Here is a 20749-nt window from a genome sequence, read left to right as displayed (position 1 = left end):
ATGACTCGACCCATCGAAGACGCCTACCAGGACGGCAACGTGCTGGCCGGCCCGCTGCGCGAGATCTTCGCCGTCGACGTGACCGCGGCGGACGGCCGGTGCGCCGGCTGCGGGCTCACCGGCCCGCTCGCCTCGCTGCGGGTGTACGGCCCCGAACCGGGATGGGTGGCCCGCTGCCCCGGGTGCGAGGAGGTCGTGATGCGCCTGGTCCGTGGCCCCGGAGCCGCCTGGCTCGACCTGCGCGGCACGGTGAGCCTGCGCATCCCGCTGCCCGCCGAGCCCGAGGTGGCCGGTCCCTGACCCCGGCGCGGAGACGCGCCCGCGACGGAGGGCGATCAAACACGTGTTCTAGAAATCTGGTCTCCAGGTCTTCCGGAACCGGTGTCGCGGCCTGGATACTGACTCTCGGTGACCATTCCGACCGCACCGAAAGGCATCGTGATGACCGTCCTCCTGGCCCTCGGGACCGCGAAGGGGCTGTTCCTGGCCCGCAGTGAAGACGACCGCGTGTCGTGGGAGGTCAGCGGTCCCCACTTCCCGATGACCGGTGTCTATGGTGTGTGCATCGACAAGCGCCGCTCGGCGCCGCGCCTGCTGGCCGGGGTCACCAGCTCCCACTTCGGGCCGAGCCTCGCCTACAGCGACGACCTCGGCGCCACCTGGCACGAGCCCGACCACCCCCCGGTGGCCTTCCCGCAGGACACCGGCACGGCGCTCGAGCGCGTCTGGCAGATCGCCCCCGATCCGTTCCGCCCCGAACGCGTCTACGCCGGCACGCAGCCCTCGGCCCTGTTCGTCTCCGACGACGGCGGCGAGACGTTCGAGATGGTGCGCTCCCTGTGGGATCACCCGCACCGTCCGCAGTGGGAGGCCGGTTTCGGCGGGCAGGCCATCCACACGATCCTCCCCCACCCGGAGGATCCGTCCGCTCTGCTGGTGGCCATGTCCACCGGCGGCGTCTACCGCAGCGCCGACGGCGGCGCCTCCTGGGCGCCGGCGAACTCCGGCATCCAGGCCACCTTCATGCCCGACCGCTTCCCCGAGTTCGGGCAGTGCGTGCACAAGGTAAGCCGCGACGCCGGCGCCCCCGACCGGCTGTACGCGCAGAACCACCACGGCGTCTACCGCTCCGACGACGGCGGGTCGCATTGGGAGTCCATCGCCGAGGGGCTGCCGAGCGACTTCGGTTTCACCATCGTCGCCCACCCGCACCGGCCGGATGTGGTCTACAACTTCCCGCTGGCCGCCGACTCGATGCGCTTCCCGCCCGAGGCCCGCTGCCGCGTCTACCGCTCCCAGGATGCCGGCAAGAGCTGGGAGGGGCTGTCCGACGGCCTGCCGTCCGAGCCGTTCTATCCGGCCGTGCTGCGCGACGCGATGTCCACCGACGACGCCGACCCGGCCGGCGTCTACTTCGGCACCCGCTCGGGTGAGGTGTACGCCAGCCGCGACGAGGGCGACTCGTGGGCGCTGGTGGCCGCGCACCTTCCCGATGTGCTGTGCGTCCGCGCGGCGGTGGTGTGACAGATGGCGGTGACGGTGCTGGTGCCCTCCACGCTCCGCGGTGAGGTCGGCGGCGTCAAGGCGCTCACTGTGGCCACCTCGGGCACGCTGCGGGCGGTGCTGGACGAGGTGGGCCGGCAGTGGCCGCGCCTGGAGCGGCGCGTCCGCGACGAGCAGGGCGCCCTCCGGCGTTACATGAACGTCTACATCGACGGCGTCGACTGCCGCTCCATCGGCGGCTCCGACGCCCCCGTCCCCGGCGACGCCGAAGTCCACCTCCTCCCCAGCGTCGCGGGCGGCTGACAACTCCCCTCCCCGCCACACCACCCTGAACGACGACCCGAGAAGGCCTTCTCCTCTGTCCACGCACTTCCTGGACGGCAGTCCGAGAGGGTCTTCTCTCGTCTCGCCTGGCACACCGCCCTGACGCTCATCTCCAGCCGGGCTCTTCGCGGATTCCCCGTGCTTCCGGTCAACCCCAGGAGGGGCCCGGGGAGTGTCAGGGGTGGCTTTCAGCGAAGAGAGGAGACCGGGTGGATGCGGATTTCGTGGAGTTCGTGCGGCGCCGGGGCGACCATCATCTGAGAACGGCGGTCCTGCTCACCGGCGATTGGCACGCGGCCGAAGATCTGATGCAGACCTGCCTCGGCAAGTTGTACCGGGTGTGGTCCCGGCTGGACACCAGCAGCGAGCCCGACGCCTACCTGCGCCGCATCCTGGTCAACACCCACCGATCTTGGTGGCGCGCCCGGTGGCGGCGTGAGATCCCGAGCGCCGAGCTGCCCGACCTGCCGGGCGCCGGTGACCTGGGAGACGCCAGGGCCGTAGCCGTGGAGGTCCGCGACGCGCTGGCGAAGCTGCCCGTCAGGCAGCGCACGGCCCTGGTGCTGCGCTTCTTCGTCGACCTGCCCGAAGCGGAGGTCGCCGATCTGATGGGGTGCTCGGCGGGGTCGGTGAAGTCCCACACGCATCGCGGTCTGCGGGCGATGCGGCGGCTGATCTCGCCCGCCACGATGGTCAACCGAACCGAGGAGGAAGGGAGTGGGGTCCGGTGAGAAACCGACAGGAGGAGCCGTTCATGAATGAGAGAGAACTCCGCACCTTGCTCGTCAAGGCCACCGAGGATCGGCCCGCGGGCATCGATCTCGTGCGGGCGATGGCGCGAAAGCCCGAGCGGACCCGGCCCCTGGTGCCGGCGATCGCCGCGGCGGGTGTCGCGGCCGCGGTGATCACGACCGTGCTGGTGCTTCCCGGCAGCCAGCCGTCGGCACAGGCCCAGGTGGCCGCCGCGGTCGACAACACCGGCAAGGAGAGCTACCGCATCCACGCCGTCACCGGCGCCAGGACGTTCGACGGCGCCTTCGATCCCATCCGGCGCGTAGGCGTCATCATGGAGAGCGGCGACAGGTCCGGTACCCGCTTCATCGGCGACCTGATGTACACCCGACCGCCGGGCGAGGTGAAATGGACGGTCTTCAGGCGCGGCGACGCGGGGCCGGAGCAGGTGGCGGCGGCCACGTCCCTGGTCAAGCTCGCCCCTCAGGACCCTCAGCTCGCCCTGCAACGACTGCGTGCGGCCACCGACGTGCGCGAGGACGGCGCGGCCTCCGGCGCCGGCTGGACCGGTCAGCGGTTCACGTTCTCGTTGCAGGACGAGCAGTGGCCCGGCTCCGTCAGCGTCCCGGTCGACCCCGTGCGGGCCACCGGGGCTGTGGAGGTGGACGACCAGGGACGGGTCAGGCGTCTGGAGGTGACCTTCGACGACGACGGCCAGCGTGACGTCATGGACTTCGGCGACTTCGGCATCCCGGTGACGGTCACGGCCCCGCCCGCCGACCAAGTGCAGCAGGCGACCGACGACGATCCGACCAGGAAGCCGAACGGCAAGCCCGGCGACCCGAACGGCAAGCCCGGCGACCCGAACGGCGAGCGGACCGGCGGGCCCGGCGACCCGGCCGAGAAGCCGGCGGTCAAGAATCCCTGACCGGCGATCCCCCACCGACCATGCCGGGCCGGAGCCCCTATCGGCTCCGGCCCGGCATGAATGACGATGCGGCCGGAGCCTGGCGGGTCCGGCCGCATCAAGGTGCGCGGCTTTGACGATCGAGGTGCGGGGCTTTGTCAGGGGCTCAACCCCAAGGGGTGTTGCCGGTCTTTCCGAGGGACAGACTCAGTCCCACCGCCCAAGTCAGAGTGTCGATCGGAATCTCGGGTAGGTCGGTGGTCCTGACGTGATCGCTCATTGCGGCTGACCCCTCGTCCGTGGCGGTGCTGGCGTTGTGCCGTCCCGCCGTCGCACAAGTGAAGTTATTCGCGCCCGCTATTCACTCCCTATCGGTACGCTTCTCATGCAGGAAAATGGGTGTGAGCGGGGGCGCCGCCGATATCCCGGGCGATTTCCCGGTAATCCAGAACGGGTTTCCAGGAGTTACATTCGGATCCTTCGTCCGCCATTTCCGGCCGATCCGTTACCAGCGTGAAACACACGCTTGATGCTCCGGAAAATCCGTGAGTAAAGTGACCAGAGATGATCAAGAGACAGCGGTCGGATTCGGGACGGATGTGAAAAGCCGACGAGCCGGCACCCACCGACCGCACCTGCGGCAGGCACCAGCTCGCCGGGCCACACGCCGGCCCCGGTTCGCGTCACCGGGCCCGGCCCCTCGGGCCGAGCCTCGGCGACGCCGTCCGAGCCGGCAGCTCAAAGTCGTTTCCAACCGTCCGGCGACTCCCGATCTTCCCGATCATCCGCCGGCTTCCCGGATCATCCGCTGGGCCGTCCCGGTCACGCGTCGGGCTCCGTGCGTCACGCGGGGCCGGGGGCCTTCATCTGGCGCGGCACGCCAGGGGACCACGGGCGCCGCTCACCGTTCCTCCCGGCGCTGGGAGCACCAGCAGGTGGGCGGAGAAGAGGAAAGGTGGCCCCCGGCGGCGGCCTCCGCTCCGGGGCATCCCGCGCATCCCATCGCCCGGACGCACGCGCCCGGCCGACGGGGCACCGGGCGAGCCGCCGAGGGGGCGCGGCCCTCTCGCGCGGCGGCCTCCCGCCGCGCTTCGGCGATCTCCTCCTCCCACAGGGCGACGTGCTCCTCCCACGCGGAGAGGTGATCGTCCCGGTAGGCGTCCCACCGCCATGCGGTGCCGTTCCCGCGCCGGAGCACCTCACCCTCGCTCCGCGGCGACGAGTGCTCGTACGCGGCCGTGTCGCCGTCCGCCGGCCGAAGGCCGTCATCGTCCGAAGTCGCGTCCTCGCCCGCCTGCCGGAGGCCGTGCTCGTACGCGGCGGCCTTCTCCTCTGGCGTGCGGAGGATGCCCTCGTGGGAGACCGCGTCCTGCCTTCTCCGCGCCAGGTGGTCCGCGTACGAGGCCGCCTCCTCCTCGGTCAGCCAGAGACGGTCCTCGTACGCGGCCGGGTCCTGCCGCGCGAGTCCGAGGTGATCGTCGTGCGGAGCGGCGTGATGTTCCCACTCGGCGGGGTCCTGTTCCCACCAGGCCGGGTCCTGTTCCCGGCGGGCGCGGTGGTCGTCGCGTGGAGACATGGTCATCCTCATCGTTAGCGCGGAAAGGTCAGGACCGTCCTCGCTCACCCGCGACGCGGTGACGGTCCGTCGTCCCCCGGGAGGGGACGGCGGGCGCGTGCCACGGCGGGCCGGGGCGGTCTAGGGCCACCAGGCGAGGCCCAGGAGGAAGGAGCGTCCGGAGCCCGGAGGCTCCTGGTCGTCGTCCCCGCCGGACGACCGATCGTCGTGGGCGTGGACGTCCCCGCCGGACGGCGGATCGTCGTGGACGTCCTCGCCGAAGGGCTGATCCCGGTCTTGTCGTTCGGCTCGCTCGCCGGGGATGTCATGGTGCCGCTGTTCCGCCGGGTCGCCCTGCCCGTGGTGGTGGTCGGACGGGCCGCCGCCGGCGGCGGAGCGCTCATCGGTGCCGGAGGCGCCGTGTTCCGGCGCGTCACGGGGTTGGCCCAGGCGGCCGCGCGGCTCGGCCGCCTGGGAGTCTTCGTCGGCGAGTCCACCATCGTCGCCGTGTCTGGGATTCCTGCTCTCGTCCATGCCTATGGTGACCTCTGCTACCGGCGTCCTGTGATCTGATGTCGCGCTGGTGACCCGCTGTCGCGCCGACCGTGCCGCGCCGCTCTCACGTGCGGCGCGAACGGGCCGTCACGCGAAGAGCTTGGTCAGCCAGTCCTGCCACGCCTGCTCGACCTTCTTGGGATCGGCCTTGTCGGCGAAGATGTGGTGCCCCACCACCACCGTGTCGTGCTGACCCCGGATGAACCGGTACAACCCATCACCGGTCCGCACCCCCAGGAAATCCGGCGCCACATAGTCGGCCACACCCTCGATCGGCGCGAACCCCTCTGGCGTCAACCGGACCCGATCACCCTGCACCACCTTGCGGGTGAGCCCCAGCCCCCGCTCCAGCACCGACCACACCGGCTCCACCCCACCCCCACCAGGCCGCGCCGCGAACACCACCAGCGCGAACTGACCCGGAAAATGAGTCAGATACTGGTCCAGAGTGTGCAGATACATGTCCCAGCCGCGCTCCAACGCCTCCACCTCCGCCTGCCATCCATCACCCAGAACACCGCTCTGCACCAGCCGCAGCACCGTGCCACCCTGCTCGCGCCCCTCGATCAGGAACTCGAACGCCATGAACGTGCCGTCCTCGCCCTCCGCACTCCGGAAGGCGAACCGCCGGTGCGGCTCCCACGCGGTCACACTGGCCTCCACCGGGAAGTCGCCGAAGAACTGCACCGCCTTGCCGCCGACCCGCGGCTCCACCTCGTTGCGGCCCAGGAACCAGGAGTTCAACCCCGGCCCGCTCGCCACCGCCTCCCACACCCGGGCGGCACTCGCCCGCAGTTCGATCTCCTTGCGCAACGCGAACGGATGCGTCATCGCACGACTCCTTCGGTATCGGTCTCTGTCTCATTCGGCACATACGGGTGCATCGCCACGATCAGCCGGTGCACGCGGCCGCCTACGGCCGTCTCGTCGTGGTACTCGCCGGCCAGGGCCGTGACCGTCTCGGCGAGCCGCTCGGCGAAGGCCGCGCGGTCGGCCGCCGAGGCGAAGCGCACCTGGCCGTCGATGGTGAAGGTCGCCACCCGCCTGCGCGCCTTTGCCGCGGCGGCGACGAGCTGGCCGACATCGCGCACCATCCGCGAGGCCACCGCCAGCAGCCAGCGCGCCGAGAGCTGGTCGGGTGAGCGCGCCGGATCGGGCGCCACCGCCGCCAGCGCGACCGGCGAGATGACGTACGAGGCCGCCGTGGCCCGCATCACCCGCTCGGTCACGTTGCCCTTGCGCCGCTCCTCCGCCAGCTCGATGAGACCGTGCCGCTCCAGCGCCTTGAGGTGGTAGTTCACCTTCTGGCGCGGCAGGCCGACCCGGCCGGCGAGCGTCGCGGCGGAAGCCGGCTCGGCCAGCTCGGCCAGCAGCCGGGCCCGCACGGGGTCCAGAGAGACCTGGGCCGCCGCCGCATCCTCGATCACCGCAACTTCGAACATGCCATAACGGTCTCACCGACAAACGAAATTGTCAAGACTGTTGATGTTGTCGGCTTTGCGGCCGTGGAGGAGTGCGTCCCGCGCCGGGACTCGATCGGCGCGGAGGGGGTAGAGGTGGGTGATGTTCCTCTTGTTCGGGCTTCGCACGACGATCCACCCGCTCGGCACGCTGAGCTCGGTCTGCCGCTTCTGCGGCGCCACGGCGGCCCAGATGCTGTCCGAACGGGTCACCCGGTTCAGCATGTTCTTCGTGCCGCTGTTCCGCCTGCGCACCAGGTACGCGGCACAGTGCACGTCATGCGGCACGACGTACGGGATCTCGAAGGAGGAGGCGACCCGCGCCGCGATCCGCTGACGCGTCCCCGGCGCGCGGTTCGCGATGCGCCGGGAGCGGGGATGGTGACCTCATGACCGTTGACTACGCCGACCCCGTCTCGATGCTGGGCGTGGCGCTGGAAGAGGCCAGGAAAGGCTACGCCGAGGGCGGCGTCCCCGTCGGCGCGGCGCTGTTCGGCCCGGGAGGCCGGCTGCTCGGCCGGGGCCGCAACCGCCGCGTCCAGGACGGCGACCCGTCGATCCACGGCGAGACCGCCGCCTTCCGCGACGCCGGCAGGCAGCGCACCTACCGCGGGACCACCATGGTGACGACGCTGTCGCCCTGCTGGTACTGCAGCGGCCTGATCCGGCAGTTCGGCATCACCGGGCTGATCGTCGGCGAGAGCCGTACCTTCACCGGCCAGCACGAGTGGCTCGCCCGCAACGGCGTCGAGGTGGTCGTCCTCGACTCCGGCGAGTGCGCCGAGCTGATGACCGCTTTCATCGGCGAGCGTCCGGAGCTGTGGTACGAGGACATCGGCCAGGACGGCTGAACCCGGCGGTCACCGGCCGCGTCCCCCGAAGGGCCCGCTCCGGCTCGGGTCAGGCGTCCTGGGCGGCGGCCGGGACGACGGGGACGCCGGCGGACTCACCGGTGACGGGGAGGTGGATGACGAAGCGGCTGCCGCCGGTGAACTCCAGGTCCAGGTCGATGCGCCCGCCGTGGTAGGCGGCGATCTTGCGGCACAGCGCGAGCCCGATGCCGGTCCCCTCGTAGGCGTCCCGGGTGTGCAGCCGCTGGAAGATCAGGAAGATCTTGTCGGCGTACCGCGGCTCGATGCCGATGCCGTTGTCGGTCACCGTGATGCGCCACTCGTCGCCGTCCCGCTCGGCGTCGATGCGGACGGCCGGCGTGCGGTCGGGATGACGGAACTTAAGCGCGTTGCCGATGAGGTTCTGCCAGAGCATGACCAGCTGAGTGCGGTCGCCGGTGATCTCCGGCAGGTCGCCCACCTCGACGACGCCGCCGGTGTCCTCGATGCGGCCCGCGAGGTTGCGCACGGCCAGGTCCACGGTCTCGTTGAGCTTCAGCCGCATGGGGTCGGCGTTGAGCCTGCCGATCCGGGAGAAGGTCAGCAGCTCGTTGATGAGCGCCTGCATGCGCTTGGCGCCGTCGACGGCGAAGCCGATGTACTGCTTGGCGCGGTCGTCGAGCCGGTCGCCGTACCGCTGCTCCAGCATCTGGGTGAAGCTGGCCACCTTGCGCAGCGGCTCCTGCAGGTCGTGGCTGGCGACGTAGGCGAACTGCTCCAGTTCGCCGTTGGAGCGCTTCAGTTCCTCGGTCTGCCGGGCGAGCAGTTCGCGCGACTGGCGGGTCTCCTCCAGCTCGGTCACGATGCGCAGCCGCATCGCCTCCATGTCGCGGGCCAGCTCGGCGACGTCGGCGGGACCGCCGGTGTCGACGTGATGGCCGAAGTCGCCCGCGGTGACCCGGCGGGAGGCGGCGCGCAGCCGCTCCAGCGGCCGGAACACCACCAGCCGCAGCAGCACGGCGATCGCGATGATGGTGAGCAGGAAGAACGCGATGATGCCGCCGAAGGCGATGTTGCGCGCCGATCTCGCGGCCTCAAGGTCGGCGCGGGAGAGGTCGCGCGCCCGTCCCCACGCCGCTTCCTGCGCGTCGAGGGCGGCGCGCAACGTGTCGAACGCCTGGCGGCTCGCCTCGGTGCGGCCGGCGGGCACACTGTCGGGCCCGTCGCGGCGGACGGTCGCGATCAGCGGCTCCGCGTACCGGGCGCGCCACTCGGCGCTCAGCCGCTCGACCTCGTCGAGCTGCCGCAGCGGCGGGGTGCCGGCCGCGAGCCGGCGCACGGCGGCGCCGGCCCGCCGCTCGGCCTCCTGACCGGCGATGTACGGCCCGAGGAATCCCTGTTCGCCGGTGAGCAGGAAGCCGCGGACGCCGGTCTCCTGGTCGATCAGCGCGGTCCTGACCCTCTCGGCCTGGATCCGCGCCGGGGAGATCACGTCGGACAGCCGGTTGGAGACCTCCGTCGTGTGCCGCAGCACCATGGAACCCACCAACGCGGACACCGCCAGCACGATGACCATGATGACCAGCACCAGGGCGAACCACGCCTGGGCACTCCAGCGCGCTCTCATACAGTGCTCGGAACGACCCCGGCGATGGCGGACATGAAAGGCATCGTAGCTTTTCTCTGGCACCCGCCAGACAGGGCTCGCCCAAGCGTCGAGACCACCGTCAGGATCCAGCACGAAATCGCACACGGCAAGGGGTACCTGTGGCGTCGATCACGCGACCGGTGGCAACATCGACATCGGCTCTGACGCCATCGAAAGGTCAGGCGAGGGATGGCCGAGCATCTGCCCTGTCGCCCGGCCTTCGCCGGGCGGCTCGCGGCAGAACGGATGATCAGCCCCCGTCAGCTATTGAGGCGCTCGCCTGGCTCTTCAACGTGAGCCGCGGCCGGCTGGTAGGCGACGACCCGCGAGACCGCCGGCGCGACGTACGGCCCACAGCTCCGACGGCCAAGGAGGTGGCCGCCCTGGAGTCTCGTGGGCCGACCCGGCGGGAACCACAAGGACGAAGCTTGGATCCGGGAGGTGGAGATTGCTGTATTACGACCCTTACGACCATGACACCCAGGCTGATCCGTGGCCGGTCTACCAGCGATTACGCGAACAGGCGCCGCTGTACCACAACGAGCGGCTCGACTTCTACGCCTTGTCGCGTCATGCCGATGTGAGTGCCGCGTTCCGCGACACCGACCTGTTCTCCAGTTCCCATGGCGTCACGCTGGAGCAGTGGGGCCCGAACGTCTCCCAGGCCGCTTCCTTCGTCGCGATGGATCCCCCCGATCACACGCGGATGCGTGCGCTGGTGTCGGCCGCGTTCACCCCCAGGCGCGTCACCGCGATGGAGTCGACGGTCACCCGGCTCGCCCGTGAGCACCTGGACGAGGTGCTCGCCGCAGGCGGCGAGTTCGACTTCGTCACCGGCTTCTCCGCCAAGGTTCCCGTCGACGTGATCTCGGCGATGATCGGCGTGCCGTCGGCCGACCGCGAACGGCTGCGCCACTGGTCAGATCAGATCATGAGCAGGCCGGACCAGGACGAGCGCGGCATCCCTGAGACGATGCAGCGGGCCGGCATCGCAATGAGCGCGTACTACGCCGAGCTGCTCAGGGCCCGCCGCGCCCATCCGCAGGACGATCTGGCGACCGCGCTGATTCAGGCGGAGATCGACGGCGCCCGGCTAGGGGATCGCGAGATCGTGCCGGTGCTCATGCTGCTGGGCGTTGCCGGCAACGAGACCACCACCAAGCTGGTCGCGGCGGCCTGGCATGCCGCCTGGGCCAACCCCGGCCAGCGGGCCAAGGCCTTCGCCGGTGACATCGACGGCTGGGTGGAGGAGACGCTGCGCTACGCCGGCCCCGGCCAATTGTCGGCTCGCCGTCTCACGGCCGAAACCGTCCTGCACGGCGTGCGCGTGCCCGAGGGGGCGCGCATGGTGCTGCTCACCGGGTCCGCCAACCGTGACCCCAAGGTCTTCGCCGAACCGGATCGCTTCGACGTCGGCCGCGACACCCGGCAGGCGATCCCCTTCGCGGTGGGCCGCCACTTCTGCCTCGGAGCGAGCCTGGCACGTCTGGAAGCTCGGGTCATGCTCAGTGAACTGGTGCGCACCATCGACGAGGACTACGACATCGACCTGGACGAGGCCCGGCGGGCGCACAATCCCAACGTGCACGGGTTCGCGCGCCTGCCGACCAAGGTAAGGGCCCGCTGAACCTGCGCGCTCGCAGGCGCTGACGACCCCTCGACGTCCTGCACCGGTCCGCGGCCGACCGCGGCCCCGGCGGGTGGCAGCGAGGCGCGCGAGCTCGACGACGTCCCGGCCGGAACCGGCGCCCACATCGCGCACGCCGGCACCTTCGCTCGCGGAATAAACCGATACGGTGGCGGTGCTTGGGTAGTTGAAATTTCAACAGAACGAAGGATGATGAGGGCGATGCAGTTCGGGATCTTCAGCGTGGGCGACGTCACCGCCGACCCGACCAACGGCACGACGCCGAGCGAGCACGAGCGGATCAAGGCGATGGTCGCCATCGCCCTGAAGGCCGAGGAGGTCGGCCTCGACGTCTTCGCGACCGGCGAGCATCACAACCCGCCGTTCGTCCCCTCCTCCCCGACCACGATGCTCGGCTACATCGCGGCGCGCACCGAGCGGATCATCCTGTCGACCGCCACGACCCTGATCACCACCAACGACCCGGTGAAGATCGCCGAGGACTTCGCCATGCTGCAGCACCTGGCCGGCGGACGCGTCGACCTGATGATGGGCCGCGGCAACACAGGGCCGGTGTACCCGTGGTTCGGGCAGGACATCCGGCAGGGGATCCCGCTCGCCATCGAGAACTACGCGCTGCTGCGCCGGCTCTGGCACGAGGACGTGGTCGACTGGCAGGGCAGGTTCCGCACGCCGCTGCAGGGCTTCACCTCCACCCCGCGCCCGCTGGACGGCGTCCCGCCGTTCGTCTGGCACGGCTCGATCCGCAGCCCCGAGATCGCCGAGCAGGCCGCGTACTACGGCGACGGGTTCTTCGCCAACAACATCTTCTGGCCCAAGGAGCACTTCGCCCGGCTGATCGGCCTCTACCGCGAGCGGTTCGCCCACTACGGGCACGGCGCCCCGGAGCAGGCGATCGTCGGTCTCGGCGGACAGGTGTTCATGCGCAAGAACTCCCAGGACGCGGTGCGCGAGTTCCGGCCCTACTTCGACAACGCCCCCGTGTACGGCCACGGCCCCTCGCTGGAGGAGTTCACCGAGCAGACGCCGCTCACGGTGGGCAGCCCGCAGGAGGTCATCGACAAGACGCTGACCTTCCGCGAGTCGTTCGGCGACTACCAGCGCCAGCTGTTCCTGATGGACCACGCCGGCCTGCCGCTGAAGACGGTCCTTGAGCAGCTCGACATCCTCGGCGAGGAAGTCGTGCCGGTCCTGCGCAAGGAGTTCGCCGCCGGCCGGCCGAGCCAGGTGCCCGACGGCCCCACCCACGCGGCTCTCGTCGCCCGCCGCGACGCCCAGGCGTCCGAGGAGCCACAGGTCGCCGCCGGCCCCACCTCCTAGCCCGCCGCCCCACCGGCCGGCCGCGATCCCCGGCCACCGACCCACCGCCCCACCGTCCGCGGTTCCCGTCCACCGCCCCACCGTCCGCGGTTCCCGTCCACCGCCCCGCCGGTACCGGCCGCGCCCGCCGAGCGCGATGTTCCGGACCGGCGCGGGCCGTGGCGTGCCCGGCGGCCTCCCGTCCCACTCATTCGTCCACATTCCCCTGACCATCGGGAGTCCTCAATGAAGCCGTTGAAGCTCGTCGCCGTCTCGGCGGGACTCGGCCGGCCCTCCTCGACGCGCCTGCTGGCCGACCGCCTCGCCGAGGCCACCCGTGGCCGCCTCGCCGAGGAACGCGAGGTGGAGGTGCGGGTCGTGGAGCTGCGCGACCTCGCCCGTGACATCGCCGACAACCTGGTGACCGGGTTCCCCTCCCCCGCTCTGCGCGAGGCGCTGGACGCGGTCACCGAGGCCGACGGCCTCATCGCCGTCACCCCGATCTTCACCGCCTCCTACAGCGGCCTGTTCAAGTCGTTCGTCGACGTCGTCGAGAACACCGCGCTCGTCGGCACGCCGGTCCTGATCGCGGCGACCGGGGGCACGGCCCGGCACTCGCTCGCCCTTGAGCACGCCATGCGGCCGCTGTTCGCCTACCTGCGCGCTGTCGTGGTGCCGACCGCCGTGTACGCCGCCTCCGAGGACTGGGGTTCCGGCGGCGACGAGCACACCGAGGACCTGCCCGGCCGGATCTCCCGTGCCGCCGGCGAGCTGGCCGACGTGATGCTGCGCCGGACCCGCGCCGCCGAGCCGGTCGAGGAGCTCATCCCCTTCGAACAGCAGCTCGCGGCGCTGCGCCCCTGACCAGAACCGCTTCGCCGTGCGCGGCGGCCTGCCATGATGGGTCGATGCGAAAGCCGACCACGCCGCGGGAGCCGCAGGAGCCGCCCGCCGAGCCCCGCGCCGCCGGTTACCTGATCGAACAGGAGCTGCGCGCCGCAGGGGCCGGCGTCATCGCCGGGGTGGACGAGGTCGGCCGCGGCGCGTGGGCCGGGCCGGTCGTGGTGTGCGCCGCGGTCACCGACCTGAGCCCGCCGCCCGAGCTGCCCGGCCGCGCCGGGGCGACGGTGCGGCTCACCGATTCCAAGCTGCTCGCGCGCACCCACCGCGAGGCGTTCGCCGAGGCGCTGCCCGGCTGGCTGACCTGCCACGCGATCGGCGCGTCGAGCGCGGAGGAGATCGACGAGGTGGGCATGACCGAGGCGCTGCGCCGCGCGGCGTCCCGGGCGCTGGAGGCCCTGCCGCGCCGCCCCGACGTCGTCATCCTGGACGGCAAGCACGACTTCCTCCGCGGGCCGTGGCGGGTGCGCTGCGAGGTCAAGGCCGATCTGCGCTCGGTCAGCGTGGCCGCGGCGTCGGTGCTGGCCAAGGTGCACCGCGACCGGCTGATGGCCACCCTCGGCCCGGAGCACCCGGCCTACGACTTCGCGGGCAACGCGGGCTACCCCGCCCCCGTCCACCAGCAGGCGCTGGCCGAGCACGGCCCGACCCCGCATCATCGGCTCTCGTGGTCCTATCTGGACGACCTGCCCAAGTGGCGGCACCTGCGCAAGCACCGCGACCCGCTGGCCGCCTCCGGCCAGCTCTCCCTTCTGTGACCTCTGTCGCGACGAACGCGCTCGTGATCACGCGGGCGCCGGACAGCGCGCTCCGCCGGGCAGGCGACCAGGATCGGCGCATAGGCGGATCACGCCTATGCGCTCGGTACACGTGTTGAACAGATCGAACGGTCAGCGGGACGGCGGCAGGACGTTCTGGGAGAACTGGCCGAGGTAGTTGCCCCGCGGGTTGTACACGGCGACGGCGTACCAGCGGCCGGAGGCGCTCTTGGCCAGGCCCACGCCGAGCTTGGAGCTGTTCTTCCAGACGACCTGGCTGAAGTGACCGGTGGCCGTGTTGTATTCGGGAATGTTCCAGTCGTACCGGGAGATCTCGTCGTACCAGGCCCGCACGATCGCGGCGGGAGTCGGCTGGGACGGCCAGGACAGGTGCAGATTTTCCCCATAAGGGCCGCGCGAATTGCTCAATATGTCGTGGTGAGCCATTTTCGCCGCCCAGTCGGCGGCGTACGCGGTCAACGCCGGGTCGATTCTCAGCGCGGGCACGCCGTGCCTGGCACGGTACTTGTTGTGCTCGACCAGCATGCCGATGGTGAACGCGTCGTCCCGTGCCATCTGGACCCGCGCCGCCGTCTCCGCCGGGGCGGCGCCCTCGGCGGCGGCCGTCCCGGGCGCCGTGATGACCGCCGCGCCCATCAGCACGGCGACGGCAACAATAATCCGCATATAGCCCTTTCCCCCCGTTAATGGATATGAGCGAGATATCCGCGTAGGCAAGCGCTCGCATATGGCGAGTCCATGATGCGATGCCATTTCCACGATAGGAATAAGCGACACGCCTCCCAACAGAGGCGATCACTCAAGGGCCGTGCGAGAACGTCGGGGCCGTGACCGGGGTCAGCGGGCGACGGTCCGGTCCATGAGGTCGGCGGTGTGGGTGAGGACGGTGCCCAGGGGGGCGTCTACGGTGAGGTCGGCGTAGTCGTCGCCGCGGGTCGGGCCCTGGTTGACGATGGCGACCGGGATGCCCAGTTTGGCGGCTCGCAGCACGAAACGTCGCCCCGACATGACGCTGAGGGACGAGCCGAGGACCAGCAGCAGGCGGGCGCGCTCGACCAGTTCGAAGCAGGCGGTGACGCGGTCGGCGGGGACGGTCTCGCCGAAGAAGACCACGTCGGGCTTGAGCATCCCGCCGCCGCACGCCCGGCAGGCGACGGTGACGAACGCCTCGACCGCCTCGTCGGGCAGTTCGACGTCGCCGTCGGGGTTGACGGCGGTGACCAGGGCCGCGAAACGCGGGTTGGCCACGCCCAGGCGCCGGTCGAGCTCTTCGCGCGTGGTCGCGTCCCCGCAGTCGAGGCAGACCACGCGATGCAGGCTGCCGTGCAGTTCGATCACGCCCCGGGCGCCGCCGGCCTGGTGCAGGCCGTCCACGTTCTGGGTCACCAGCCCCGACACCAGGCCGCGCCGCTGGAGACGGGCGACCGCGTGGTGGCCGGCGTTCGGCCTGGCGCGGGCCATGGACCGCCACCCGGCGTGGCTGCGCGCCCAGTAGCGGCGCCGCGCGGCCGGGTCGCCGGTGAAGGTCTGGTAGGTCATCGGGGTGTGCCGGCGCAGTGCGCCGCTCGGCCCGCGGTAGTCGGGGATGCCCGACTCGGTGGAGATGCCCGCACCGCTCAGGACCACCACATCGCCCTCGGCCAGGAACTTCGCCAGCATGCCCGCGCCCTCGTTCACCCATCCATGGTGCCGCACGCTTCCGGCCGGGCGGAAATCGTGTCGTTCGTCATCTCATGACGGCGTGAATCCGGACGTAAGCGGCCTGCAAGGCGTCGTACAGCGTCGCCGCGCACACTCGGCTCACGAGATGTCCCTGGGGGTGGAATCATGCGAACGTCCTTACGGCTGGCGACGGCGGGGCTGGTCGTGGCAGGGCTCGCGGCGGCGGGCGTCGTGCCGGCCGAGGCCGCGCGCGAGACGGCGACCGGGCGGCAGGCCGCGGCCGGGCGAGAGGTGGCCGCCGAGCGGCAGGTCGCCACCGGGCGGGAGGTGGCGACCGGTACGTGGCTGGCGGCGCGGACCGATCCGGCCGTGCAGCTCATCGAGACCGACTACGCCGCGACGGTCACCGTGCCGTCGCCGAAGGCCCGCAAGGCGTTCGCCGCGCTGTTCGACGCGGCGGCCCGGCACGCCAAGGCCGGGCGCATCCCCGCCGACCACCAGAGCCAGGTCAAGTGGGTGCTGCGCACCGCCGCCTCGCACGTCGACCGCTACCTCGCCCCGGCGGCGCCCGCGCGCACGGCCAAGGTGGAGCGGCCGGGCCTGTGCACCGGATGGTGGGTGACGCCGGACGGGTACATGGTGACCGGCGCGCACTGCGTGAGCGCGACCAGGAAGGCCCTGCGGGTGTTCTACGGCGCCAAGGTGCTGCCCGCGGTCACCGGGGCGGACGTGCGGTCGTTCGTGAAGGCGATCCGCAAGAGCGCCCAGCCCGACGACGAGCTGGTGCGGCTGGCCAGGGCGATGTTCGGCCGCTTCAACGCCGAGAGGATGCGGGTGACCGGGATCCACCGGAGCATCAAGGTCATCACCCCGCTGCCCGGCGGCGGCATGGACAAGACGGCCAAGGTGACGCCGATCAGGCTGATCGCCAAGGGCCGCGACTACCCCGGCGAGGACTTCGCCGTGCTGAAGATGGCGGGCGCCCGCGACCTTCCCACGCTGCCGCTCGGCCGCGACTCCGACGTGCGCGTGGGCGACCCGCTGTACATCAACGGGTTCCCGGGGCTGGTCACCACCAACACGGCGGTGTTCGACCTGCGCTCGCGGCTGTACCCGGCGCTGACCGAAGGGGCCTACAACGCCCGGCGCACCACCGTGCTCGGCGTGCCCTACATCCAGGCGCAGGCGCCCTCGTACCACGGCAACTCCGGCGGGCCGGTCTTCGGCAAGGAGGGCAAGGTCATCGGGACGCTGATCGCCGGCTCGGTCGACCCGGCAACCGGCGAGACCGCCGAGAACCACAGCTTCATCCTGCCGGTCGGCATCGTGCGGAAGCGCCTGGCCGCGGCCGGGGTCGTGGCGTCGCCGTCGCGGACGACGCTGCTGTACGACGCCGCGCTCGGCGACTTCTTCGCCGGCCGCTACAAGGCGGCGCTCCCGCGGTTCCGGCAGGTGCGCAAGCTGTTCCCCGCCCACCCGTACGTCGCCTCCTACATCGCAGAGGCCCGGCACGCCATCGCCGCCGGCAAGGACAGGACCCCCCGCCGCTGACCCTCGCTCGGGCGGCGTGTGCCGCCGGCCCTCGCCCGCGAGGGCCGGGCGGCGGAGGGCGGCCGGAAGGGGCGTCAGCCCGCCTGGCCCTCGCCTTGACCGCGAGAGCGCAGGTAGTTGCGCAGGCGGGCCAGGAGCGGCGCGCCGGGCGCGCCGGGCGCGCCGTCCCCGGGACCCGGCCGGTCGGCGGCGGTTGCGGGGCCGACGGAGGCGCCGGGGGCGGCGGGCCGTCCGGGCTGGGACCCGCCGGGGAGTGCCCGGCCGTCGGCCGGGCCGGACGGGGAGCCCGCGGGGACCTGGCCCCAGCGGGCCCGGACCATCCACTCGACGTAGGACCGCATGCCGGAGTTCATCGCGCACCTCGTTTCACGTCGACGGGTTTCTGGCCGTCGTCGGGGGTGGGCTGGAAGAGGCCGAGAAGGGCGCCGAGCCCGGCGCGGTCGCCGATCCCGAGTTTGCGGTAGACCCGCTGCAGGTGGTTCTCGACAGTGCGCACGGACAGCACGAAGTGCGCGCTGATCTCCTTGCTCGACATGCCCTTGGCGGCCAGCTCGGCGATCTGGTGCTCCCTGCGGGTGAGCCTCGGCCGTTCGAGCGCGGACAGGGCCGGGGTGCGGGCGCCGCTGGACCTGGCCAGGCGCAGCGCGCGGGCCGCCGCGGCCGAGGCGGCGGCGAGGTCGCCGGCCGCGCGGTGGCAGTTGGCCTGCTCGGCCGCCGCCTCGGCGGCGAGCAGCGGGCTGCCGAGCCGTTCCAGCCCGGCCGAGGAGGCGGCGAGCCCGTCGCCGTCCCCGGCCGCCGCGGCGGCCACGTGCGCCGCGTACAGCGGCACCGCGCCGTCCCCCGCCTGCCCGGCCAGCTCACGGAGCCGGCCGAGCACGTGCTGGGGGGCGCCCATCCGGGCCGCGTCGTGCAGGGCGAGGGCCTCCATGCCGACGGCGCCGAACTCGCGGGCCAGCGCCGCGCCCTTCTCTGCGAAGGCGGGGGCGTCCGGGGAGTTGCCGGCCGCGGCGACCCATGAGCGGGCCAGCTCGATCCACGGCTGGAGCAGCCAAAGGGACCGCTGGGCCAGGTTGTCGGCCTCCGTGAGGGCTCTGCGGGCCGCCTTGACGTCCCCCGCGAGCGCGAGGCCCTGGGCGAGCTGGGCGAGCAGGACGGCCAGCAGGCCGCGGTCGCCGTGCTGGCGGGCGATGGCGACGCCCTCGCGGCAGCGGTGCAGCTCTTCGCGGACCCCGCCGCGCGCCCTGGCGACGAGCCCGCGAAGCAGGCAGAACCAGGCGATGGCGTAGGGGAACTGCCGCGCCACCGCCCGGTCGTACCCCTCGCCGGCGTGCGCCTGTGCCTCCAGGAAGCGGCCGGTGAGCAGGCAGGCGTGCACCCAGCCCAGCTCGATGAAGATCTCCAGCCAGGGCAGCTCACCCTGCCATCGCAGGCTCAGCTCGCGGGCGGCGGACAGGGCGTCGAAGCTCTCCTCCGGCCGCCGCAGGAAGGCCAGCGCCACGCCGCGGACGACCTCGGCCACACAGCGGGCGCGGGCGCCGTCGGGCGCCTCGGCCATGACCTGCTCGGCGAGCACCACCGCCGCGTGGCAGCGCCCGCCGAACAGGTGCAGCAGCGCCTGCAGGGCGCGCAGCTCCGCGCGCGGCTCGTCGCCGGTGAGGTCACGCAGCGCCGACCGGAGCAGCAGCCACGCCTCCGGCACGCTGTCGAGCCCGAAGGCGAGGTTGAACGCCCGCACCCCGGTCAGCCGGGCGCGGTCGCGCTCGCCGTCGGGCCGGCCGAGACGGGCGAGCTGGGCTTCCGCGTCGCCGGGACGTCCGGCGAACATCAGCCCGTAGCCGAGCGGCTCCGCGACCTCGATCCCTTTGCCGGCCTCGACGGCGCAGCCCGCGAGCCGCCTGCTCAGCGGGAGGTCCATGCGCGACCAGGCGCTCCTCAGGGCGGCGGCGACGTCGCCGGCGGGCGGCTGCACGCCGTTGTCCAGGCGCCAGGCCGCGACCCTGAGCAGGTCATCGGCGCCGGGCGCCGCGGCCTCGACGGCGTCGGCGAGCTCTTCTCTGCACCGGCGCGCCCGCAGCCGGGGGGCGCGGGCGCGCAGCACGTCGCCGTACAGGGGGTAGGCGAGCCGGGCGCGGTCGCGCGCCCCCAGCCGCTCGACCTCGACGATGCCCCGCGCCTCGACGGTCTCGACGGCCGCTCGGGAGATGAGCCCGGCCAGGACGTCCGGGCTGATCGAACCGCCGAACGCGAGAAGCTCCAGCACCCGGCGGCACTCGGGGGCGAGGCCGGCGAGCCGCTTGTCGACCAGCCCGGCCAGCCGTGAGGTCACCGGGAAGCTCTCGCCGCCGCGCCAGACGCCTTCGGCGAGGGTGAGCGCGCCGGTCTCCAGCATGGCGGTGGTCAGCTCGCGCAACAGGAAGGCGTTGCCTCCGGTGGCCTCCCAGCAGCGCTGGACCAGCACGCCCTCGGCCGGGCCGCGCAGCGCGGTCTCAAGGATCTCCCTGACCTCGGCGCGGGTGAAGGGCAGCACCTCGATCCATTCGGCCAGGCCGCTGGTGCACAGGTCGGCGACGGGGTCGGGTACGCCCTCGCCGCAGCGCGAGGCGGTCAGCACGAAGGCCTCGCGGTGGCGGGCCATCTGGAACGCCAGGGCCACGGACGCCTCGTCGAGCAGGTGGGCGTCGTCGATGACCAGCAGCAGGTCACGGCCTCCCGACTGGCCGATCAGGGCGTCGGCGGCCATGCGCAGGGCGTTGCCGTTGAACGCGGTGTCCATGAGCGCGGCGGGCAGGTACTGCGCGAAGGCGCCGAAGGGCACCGAGGAGGTGGCCTGGCAGGCGCAGGCGCGGACGACGAGGTGGCGCTTCTCGTCCGCCCGCCGGACGATCTCGGCGAGCAGGCGGCTCTTGCCGGCGCCGCCGCCGCCGATGAGCGCGGCCCCGGACAGGCCGGGGTGGCGCATCGCGGCGTCGATGCGCTCCAGTTCGTCCCGCCGGCCGACGAAGATGTCTCCCAGCTCGGCGATCGCGACCCATGACCGCGGCACGTACAGCGGGGAGCGCCCGTCGCCTGCGATCAGGCCGACCTGTTCCGGCGCGACAGGGACTTCGAGCGTCATATCGCCTCTCCCGTGTCATCAATGCGCGTTTCGGATCATTGTCATTTGGGCCCCGTCCCGGCACCAGTGCGCCGGTCATTCGGGCGATATGAATCCGTCATGCGCATTCCCTTAACCGGTCACGATGGCGTCCCACCTGGGACGTTGCCGCCGGGAATGGGAGTGAGTAATGCCGCCGGGCCCGTTGAGTAGCCTGGTGCGGCCAACAGAGCAGCGCGAGGCATTACCCCCGTCATAAAACGTTGCCTACCTTGGTCGTCAGGCAAGGCCTGAAAGTTCCG

At 71.9% G+C, this 20749-nt stretch carries 21 protein-coding genes; 13 read left to right on the top strand and 8 right to left on the bottom strand.

Translation table 11 applies throughout. The features are described from left to right. From ACZ6QO_RS21850 to ACZ6QO_RS21830, 5 genes are all read left to right on the top strand, one after another. On the top strand, positions 1-300 hold the full coding sequence (locus ACZ6QO_RS21850) for a DUF6510 family protein (RefSeq protein ID WP_465853267.1): 300 nt from the start codon (positions 1-3) through the stop codon (positions 298-300). 141 nt (positions 301-441) lie between these two features. Next, positions 442-1524, top strand: coding sequence for a WD40/YVTN/BNR-like repeat-containing protein (locus ACZ6QO_RS21845; protein ID WP_465853265.1), 1083 nt, complete (start codon positions 442-444; stop codon positions 1522-1524). A 3-nt stretch (positions 1525-1527) separates the two neighbouring features. Beyond that, complete coding sequence (locus ACZ6QO_RS21840; protein ID WP_465853263.1) at positions 1528-1806, top strand: MoaD/ThiS family protein; 279 nt, start codon at positions 1528-1530, stop codon at positions 1804-1806. 230 nt (positions 1807-2036) lie between these two features. Continuing rightward, positions 2037-2558 (top strand): SigE family RNA polymerase sigma factor, encoded by a 522-nt coding sequence (locus ACZ6QO_RS21835; protein ID WP_465853261.1) that lies wholly within the window; start codon positions 2037-2039, stop codon positions 2556-2558. Positions 2559-2581: 23 nt separating this feature from the next. Then, positions 2582-3487, top strand: coding sequence for a hypothetical protein (locus ACZ6QO_RS21830; RefSeq protein WP_465853260.1), 906 nt, complete (start codon positions 2582-2584; stop codon positions 3485-3487). A gap of 880 nt (positions 3488-4367) precedes the next feature. Here ACZ6QO_RS21830 and ACZ6QO_RS21825 read toward each other — a convergent pair. Continuing rightward, entirely contained in the window at positions 4368-5042 is a 675-nt protein-coding gene (locus ACZ6QO_RS21825) for a hypothetical protein (protein WP_465853259.1), read from the bottom strand. A gap of 213 nt (positions 5043-5255) precedes the next feature. Here ACZ6QO_RS21825 and ACZ6QO_RS21820 point away from each other — a divergent pair, with 213 nt between their 5' ends. Then, entirely contained in the window at positions 5256-5594 is a 339-nt protein-coding gene (locus ACZ6QO_RS21820) for a hypothetical protein (RefSeq protein ID WP_465853257.1), read from the top strand. 69 nt (positions 5595-5663) lie between these two features. On the opposite strand, the gene ACZ6QO_RS21815 is transcribed toward ACZ6QO_RS21820, so the two are convergent. Together ACZ6QO_RS21815 and ACZ6QO_RS21810 are read right to left on the bottom strand one after the other, a co-directional pair. After that, on the bottom strand, positions 5664-6407 hold the full coding sequence (locus tag ACZ6QO_RS21815; RefSeq protein ID WP_465853255.1) for an SRPBCC family protein: 744 nt from the start codon (positions 6405-6407) through the stop codon (positions 5664-5666). Then, positions 6404-7018: an ArsR/SmtB family transcription factor gene (locus ACZ6QO_RS21810; protein WP_465853253.1), complete on the bottom strand. Its 615-nt coding sequence runs from the start codon at positions 7016-7018 to the stop codon at positions 6404-6406. Before ACZ6QO_RS21810 ends, ACZ6QO_RS21815 begins: the two co-directional genes overlap by 4 nt. A gap of 121 nt (positions 7019-7139) precedes the next feature. Between ACZ6QO_RS21810 and ACZ6QO_RS21805 the strand changes: the two genes are divergently transcribed. Beyond that, positions 7140-7373 (top strand): zinc-ribbon domain-containing protein, encoded by a 234-nt coding sequence (locus ACZ6QO_RS21805; RefSeq protein WP_465853251.1) that lies wholly within the window; start codon positions 7140-7142, stop codon positions 7371-7373. Positions 7374-7425: 52 nt separating this feature from the next. After that, positions 7426-7887, top strand: coding sequence for a nucleoside deaminase (locus ACZ6QO_RS21800; RefSeq protein WP_465853249.1), 462 nt, complete (start codon positions 7426-7428; stop codon positions 7885-7887). Between the two features lie 49 nt (positions 7888-7936). Here ACZ6QO_RS21800 and ACZ6QO_RS21795 read toward each other — a convergent pair whose 3' ends face one another. Beyond that, positions 7937-9493, bottom strand: coding sequence for a sensor histidine kinase (locus ACZ6QO_RS21795; RefSeq protein ID WP_465853247.1), 1557 nt, complete (start codon positions 9491-9493; stop codon positions 7937-7939). Between the two features lie 469 nt (positions 9494-9962). Between ACZ6QO_RS21795 and ACZ6QO_RS21790 the strand changes: the two genes are divergently transcribed. The 4 genes from ACZ6QO_RS21790 to ACZ6QO_RS21775 all read left to right on the top strand — a co-directional run bounded on the left by ACZ6QO_RS21790 (position 9963) and on the right by ACZ6QO_RS21775 (position 14119). After that, positions 9963-11141 carry a cytochrome P450 gene (locus tag ACZ6QO_RS21790; protein ID WP_465853245.1) on the top strand — a complete coding sequence of 393 codons (1179 nt, stop codon included), beginning with the start codon at positions 9963-9965 and terminating at the stop codon, positions 11139-11141. A gap of 222 nt (positions 11142-11363) precedes the next feature. After that, positions 11364-12482 (top strand): LLM class flavin-dependent oxidoreductase, encoded by a 1119-nt coding sequence (locus tag ACZ6QO_RS21785; RefSeq protein WP_465853243.1) that lies wholly within the window; start codon positions 11364-11366, stop codon positions 12480-12482. A gap of 225 nt (positions 12483-12707) precedes the next feature. Next, complete coding sequence (locus tag ACZ6QO_RS21780; RefSeq protein ID WP_465853241.1) at positions 12708-13325, top strand: FMN reductase; 618 nt, start codon at positions 12708-12710, stop codon at positions 13323-13325. Positions 13326-13369: 44 nt separating this feature from the next. Continuing rightward, the gene (locus ACZ6QO_RS21775; RefSeq protein ID WP_465853239.1) at positions 13370-14119 is read left to right on the top strand and encodes a ribonuclease HII; all 750 of its coding nucleotides are present in this window, start codon (positions 13370-13372) and stop codon (positions 14117-14119) included. Positions 14120-14251: 132 nt separating this feature from the next. Here ACZ6QO_RS21775 and ACZ6QO_RS21770 read toward each other — a convergent pair whose 3' ends face one another. Beyond that, complete coding sequence (locus ACZ6QO_RS21770; protein WP_465853237.1) at positions 14252-14806, bottom strand: CAP family protein; 555 nt, start codon at positions 14804-14806, stop codon at positions 14252-14254. 171 nt (positions 14807-14977) lie between these two features. After that, complete coding sequence (locus ACZ6QO_RS21765; RefSeq protein ID WP_465853348.1) at positions 14978-15799, bottom strand: NAD-dependent protein deacetylase; 822 nt, start codon at positions 15797-15799, stop codon at positions 14978-14980. Between the two features lie 168 nt (positions 15800-15967). On the opposite strand from ACZ6QO_RS21765, the gene ACZ6QO_RS21760 reads away from it, so the two are divergent. Continuing rightward, complete coding sequence (locus ACZ6QO_RS21760) at positions 15968-17353, top strand: trypsin-like peptidase domain-containing protein (protein WP_465853236.1); 1386 nt, start codon at positions 15968-15970, stop codon at positions 17351-17353. A 74-nt stretch (positions 17354-17427) separates the two neighbouring features. Here the strand turns inward: ACZ6QO_RS21760 and ACZ6QO_RS21755 are convergent, their stop codons facing one another. Next, complete coding sequence (locus ACZ6QO_RS21755; RefSeq protein ID WP_465853235.1) at positions 17428-17706, bottom strand: hypothetical protein; 279 nt, start codon at positions 17704-17706, stop codon at positions 17428-17430. Further along, positions 17703-20468, bottom strand: coding sequence for a helix-turn-helix transcriptional regulator (locus ACZ6QO_RS21750; RefSeq protein WP_465853233.1), 2766 nt, complete (start codon positions 20466-20468; stop codon positions 17703-17705). Before ACZ6QO_RS21750 ends, ACZ6QO_RS21755 begins: the two co-directional genes overlap by 4 nt. Positions 20469-20749: the final 281 nt, after the last annotated feature.

It is taken from the genome of Sphaerisporangium sp. NPDC049457 (assembly GCF_055586705.1).
This window is presented reverse-complemented; position numbering and strand designations above follow the sequence as displayed.

Excerpts from the sequence above, each read along its gene's own strand:
- ACZ6QO_RS21815 (WP_465853255.1), bottom strand. The coding sequence starts at position 6,407 with ATGACGCATCCGTTCGCGTTGCGCAAGGAGATCGAACTGCGGGCGAGT.
- ACZ6QO_RS21810 (WP_465853253.1), bottom strand. The coding sequence starts at position 7,018 with ATGTTCGAAGTTGCGGTGATCGAGGATGCGGCGGCGGCCCAGGTCTCT.
- ACZ6QO_RS21800 (WP_465853249.1), top strand. The coding sequence starts at position 7,426 with ATGACCGTTGACTACGCCGACCCCGTCTCGATGCTGGGCGTGGCGCTG.
- ACZ6QO_RS21750 (WP_465853233.1), bottom strand. The coding sequence starts at position 20,468 with ATGACGCTCGAAGTCCCTGTCGCGCCGGAACAGGTCGGCCTGATCGCA.
- ACZ6QO_RS21850 (WP_465853267.1), top strand. The coding sequence starts at position 1 with ATGACTCGACCCATCGAAGACGCCTACCAGGACGGCAACGTGCTGGCC.
- ACZ6QO_RS21765 (WP_465853348.1), bottom strand. The coding sequence starts at position 15,799 with ATGCTGGCGAAGTTCCTGGCCGAGGGCGATGTGGTGGTCCTGAGCGGT.
- ACZ6QO_RS21840 (WP_465853263.1), top strand. The coding sequence starts at position 1,528 with ATGGCGGTGACGGTGCTGGTGCCCTCCACGCTCCGCGGTGAGGTCGGC.
- ACZ6QO_RS21795 (WP_465853247.1), bottom strand. The coding sequence starts at position 9,493 with ATGAGAGCGCGCTGGAGTGCCCAGGCGTGGTTCGCCCTGGTGCTGGTC.
- ACZ6QO_RS21825 (WP_465853259.1), bottom strand. The coding sequence starts at position 5,042 with ATGTCTCCACGCGACGACCACCGCGCCCGCCGGGAACAGGACCCGGCC.
- ACZ6QO_RS21830 (WP_465853260.1), top strand. The coding sequence starts at position 2,582 with ATGAATGAGAGAGAACTCCGCACCTTGCTCGTCAAGGCCACCGAGGAT.
- ACZ6QO_RS21775 (WP_465853239.1), top strand. The coding sequence starts at position 13,370 with ATGCGAAAGCCGACCACGCCGCGGGAGCCGCAGGAGCCGCCCGCCGAG.
- ACZ6QO_RS21785 (WP_465853243.1), top strand. The coding sequence starts at position 11,364 with ATGCAGTTCGGGATCTTCAGCGTGGGCGACGTCACCGCCGACCCGACC.
- ACZ6QO_RS21845 (WP_465853265.1), top strand. The coding sequence starts at position 442 with ATGACCGTCCTCCTGGCCCTCGGGACCGCGAAGGGGCTGTTCCTGGCC.
- ACZ6QO_RS21760 (WP_465853236.1), top strand. The coding sequence starts at position 15,968 with ATGCGAACGTCCTTACGGCTGGCGACGGCGGGGCTGGTCGTGGCAGGG.
- ACZ6QO_RS21770 (WP_465853237.1), bottom strand. The coding sequence starts at position 14,806 with ATGCGGATTATTGTTGCCGTCGCCGTGCTGATGGGCGCGGCGGTCATC.
- ACZ6QO_RS21780 (WP_465853241.1), top strand. The coding sequence starts at position 12,708 with ATGAAGCCGTTGAAGCTCGTCGCCGTCTCGGCGGGACTCGGCCGGCCC.
- ACZ6QO_RS21805 (WP_465853251.1), top strand. The coding sequence starts at position 7,140 with ATGTTCCTCTTGTTCGGGCTTCGCACGACGATCCACCCGCTCGGCACG.
- ACZ6QO_RS21755 (WP_465853235.1), bottom strand. The coding sequence starts at position 17,706 with ATGAACTCCGGCATGCGGTCCTACGTCGAGTGGATGGTCCGGGCCCGC.